At 70.8% G+C, this 3913-nt stretch carries 1 protein-coding gene; it reads right to left on the bottom strand.

The window, feature by feature from the left end; genetic code table 11:
- Window positions 1-3318: amino acid adenylation domain-containing protein (locus AB0N02_RS47205; protein WP_363961727.1), on the bottom strand; the 3318-nt coding region annotated here is incomplete at its 3' end.
- Window positions 3319-3913 lie beyond the last annotated feature (595 nt).

The following is a 3913-nucleotide window of genomic DNA, read 5'->3' as shown; positions in this document are numbered from 1 at the left end:
AACCGGAACCTCGGCCGCCACCCGCAGCACGCTCTCCCAGCCCGCCGTCAGCCCCTCGACCGTCGCCGCGTCGAACAGGTCGGTGCTGTACTCCACGACACCGAAGAAGCGTTCGCCGTCGTCGGTGATCTGCCAGGTCAGGTCGAACTTCGAGGTGTCGGTGGGAACCAGCTCCCGGGTCCCGGCGGCGTCGCCGAACCGGACCGGACGGGAGTCGTGCCGATGCATCTCGAAGGCGACCTGGGTGAACGGGGCGCGGTCCGCCGAGTGATCACGCGTGACGCGTTCCGCGATGAGCTGGAAGGGCACCTCCTGGTGACCGAGGTCGGACAGCACGTCGTCGCGGACCCGCGCGAGCAGCTCGCGGAAGCCCCACTCCGGACGCGTCCTGACGCGCAGCGGTACCAGGTTGACGAAGTAGCCGATCAGGCCCTCCCACTCGGCCCGGTTCCGGTCGGCGACGGGCGTGGCGACGACGAGGTCGTCCTGGCCGGTACGGCCGCGCAGCATCAGGCAGAAGGCGGCCAGCAGCACCATGAACGGCGTCGCTCCCTCGGCCTTCGCCAGGGCGCGCACCCGGATGGCGAGATCCCGGTCCAGCTCGAACCGTACGGCCGCGCCGGACGGCGTCCGCGTCCCCGGAGACCGGTCGGCGGGCAGTGCCAGCTCCCGCGGCGCCCCTTCGAGCCGCCGCTCCCAGTAGGCGAGCCCCTCGGCCAGGTGTTCGCCGTTCACCAGCTCCCGCTGCCGGACCGCGTGGTCGGACGGCCGCTGCGGCAGGTCGGCGAGCGACGCCGGGCGGCCGGCCAGCGCCGCCGTGTAGAGCTCGGCCAGCTCGGTCTCGAAGATCCGCAGTGACCACTCGTCCCAGACGATGTGGTGGAGGACGACCAGCAACGCCCAGCCGTCGTCGCCCTCGCGCAGCAGCCGCGCCCTGAACAGCGGCCCGTGTTCCAGGTCGAACGGCTCGCGGGCCGCTCGCGCGATCGTCTCCTCGTCGTGGTCGCCGACATCGAGCCGGACGGGAACGGTGGGGAGCACTCTCTGGGCGGGCTCGCCGAGCTGCGCGGGGAAGACGGTCCGCAGCGCCTCGTGCCGCTCGACGAGCGTGTTCAGGCACCGTTCGAGCAGCGGGGCGTCGAGTTCGCCGCGTAGCCGGAACACCCACGGCACGTTGTAGAGAGGCGCGCCGGGGTTCCACTGCTCGGACAGCCACAGGGCGTGCTGACCGAGGGACAGCGGCCGCCCGGCGCCGTCGTCGCTCCGCCCGCCGCTCCGTCCGCTGTCCTGCCCGCTGTCCTGCTTACTGTTCTGGGTGCCGTTCCGGTCGCCGGGTCGTTCGTCCCGCTGCCCGTTCGGCTGCCCGTCCCGACGGTCGTTCGGCTGTGCCGTCGCGGCCGGTGTCCCGGATGACCGGTCCCTGTTCCGGTCGCGGTCCGCGTCGAGTCGTGCGGCCAGGTTCGCGAGCACCGGTGTGTCGAAGACGGCCTGCGGCGAGAGGTTCTTGCCGAAGTGGCCCAGCAGCCGGGCGGTGATGCGGAGCGCGGCGAGGGAGTCCCCGCCGAGCGCGAAGAAGTCGTCGTGGCGTCCGACGTCGTCGACGCCGAGGACCTCGTGCCACAGGCCGGCCAGCAGCCGCTCGGTCGCGGTCCGCGGCGGCGCCGTCTCCCGTGGCCTCGGGATCGGGGGCAGCGCGGCGCGGTCGAGCTTGCCGCCCGTGGTCAGCGGCAGCCGGTCCAGCAGCATCAGATGCGCGGGAAGAAGATAGTCGGGGAGCCTGTCGGCCAGGAACGTCATGAGCTCCTCGGCCTGCGCGTCGGCGACGGCGTAGCCGACCAGGCGTGCCCGTCCGTTCTCGTCCCGCTGCCCGAGCACCGCGCACCGCCGTACGGCGGGGTGGTCCTCCAGCACCCGCTGCGTCTCCGCCGGCTCGACCCGGTATCCCCTGATCTTGACCTGGTCGTCCACTCTGCCGAGGAACTCCAGGCGCCCGTCCTCGCGGAGGCGGACGAGGTCGCCCGTGCGGTACATCCGGGCGCCGGGGGTGTCGCCGTACGGGTCGGGCACGAACCGCTGGGCCGTCAGCCCCGCTCTGCCCGAGTATCCCCGGGCCAGCGGCCGCCCGCCGACGTAGAGCTCCCCGGCCACTCCCGGCGCGCAGCGCGCGAGCGAGGAGTCGAGCACGTGGAGCGCGCGGTCGCCGCACGCCGTGCCGATCGGCACCTCGTCGGTCTCGGCGGCGACGTCGGCCTCGGTGACCTCGTGGGCCGTCGCCGTGATCACGCATTCCGTCGGCCCGTAGGCGTTGACGAGCCGCACGTCCGGGGCGTACCGCAACCAGGCGCGGGCCGCCTGAGGGGACATCCGCTCGCTACCCGAGATCATCAGCCGCAGGTGGTGTCCCTCCGGCAGCGGCAGCCGGTCGAGGCCGGAGGCCAGCTCGTTCCAGTAGCCGGCGGGCAGGTTCGCGACGGTGACCCGCTCGCGGTGGACGAGGTCGAGGAGCGCGCCGATCGAAGGGGAACGTTCCTCCACGAGCACGACGGTCGCCCCGGCGGCCAGCGGGGCGAGCGCCTGCTCGATCGCGACGTCGACGTGCGGAGGGGCGAACTGCAGGACGCGGTCGTCGCCGCGCAGCCCGAAGCGCGCGCCGATCCCGGCGAGGTGGTCGTCCAGCGCGCCGTACGGCACGCCGACCCCTTTGGGCTCGCCGGTCGTGCCCGAGGTGTACACGAGATAGGCGATGTCCCGGGGATCGGGCGGCGAGACGGCGTCTTCGGTCCTCTCGTTCTCCCCGGCGTCCTCGGCCTCCCCTGCCTCCCTGGTGTCCCCGGCCTCCCCGGCGTCCCCCGTGCCCGGGTCGTGGTCCGGGGTGTCGGCGGAGATCCGCATCGTCGGAATCCCCGGCGGGTCGTCCTCGCCCGGTTTCACGTCGGGGCCGTCCAGGATCAGCCGGGCACCGCTGTCCCGGAGCATGAACCGATGGCGTTCGGCCGGGGCGGCGGGATCGAGCGCGAGGTAGGTGGCGCCCGCCCGCAGTACGGAGAGCATCGCGACCAGACCGCTCAACCGGTGCGCCGTACGGACGGCGACGACCTGCCCCGGGCCCGCCGGGTACTCGCGCAGCCGCCGCGTCAGCTCCCCGGCGCGGCGGTCGAGCTCCTCGTAGGTGAGGGAGAGGGCGGAGGCCACGACGGCCGGCCGGTCGGAGCGTGTCCCGTCACGTGTGCCCAGAAGCGTTCTCCAGTCGGCCCGGTACGGCGGCGAGGCCGTCCCCCCGGCGTTCCGGCCCTCCATTTCGGAGGCGTCATTACTCACGGAAAACGCCTTTGTCATGGCACGGAACTCCTTGGAAATCAGGCGGGGTGCCGCTGATGGAGAATGTGCAGGCTATCGCGCTATAACGTATTTCGGATGTCCGTGAATAGCGCGTTTCAGTCCCAAGGTCGGTGCCCCGGTCCATAAATGTTCACAACCTAAGGAATCCTTGCGCAAGGTATCTTGTCAAGAACATGCTGTCAAGGGCATGTGGTGCGTCCAGAACCATGGGCCTGCACGTCTAGGTGTTGGCGCCCTTCTTCTTCCGTGCGGAACGGCGGCGGGCATCGTTCGGGTGAACGGTTGTCGAACACCGTTGAAGGGTGAAGAGGGGATTTGTGACGTCGCGCCCAGGGGAAGTATTGACACCGTGATGGCAGTTGCGCAAGATGTGTTGCGCAAGAGTTCCTTAGGAGTTGATCATCAGGTACGGGGAGTCCACGTTATTTATGCGCCATTTTATCGGCGCCCTCGGAAAAACGTGGTAGTGGGCTGCCTGCGCATATTTTTCGCCGGCGGTTACGCGGCGTGATTCTCGGAGGGGTGTCGTGCCATGACTGCAACGTTCTCCAGAAGTCGTGCCGACGGCCTGGCA

Source organism: Streptosporangium sp. NPDC051022, assembly GCF_040683035.1.
GTDB lineage: Bacteria > Actinomycetota > Actinomycetes > Streptosporangiales > Streptosporangiaceae > Streptosporangium.
The sequence above is the reverse complement of the archived record's forward strand: the minus strand, read 5'-3'. Positions and strand labels throughout refer to the sequence as shown.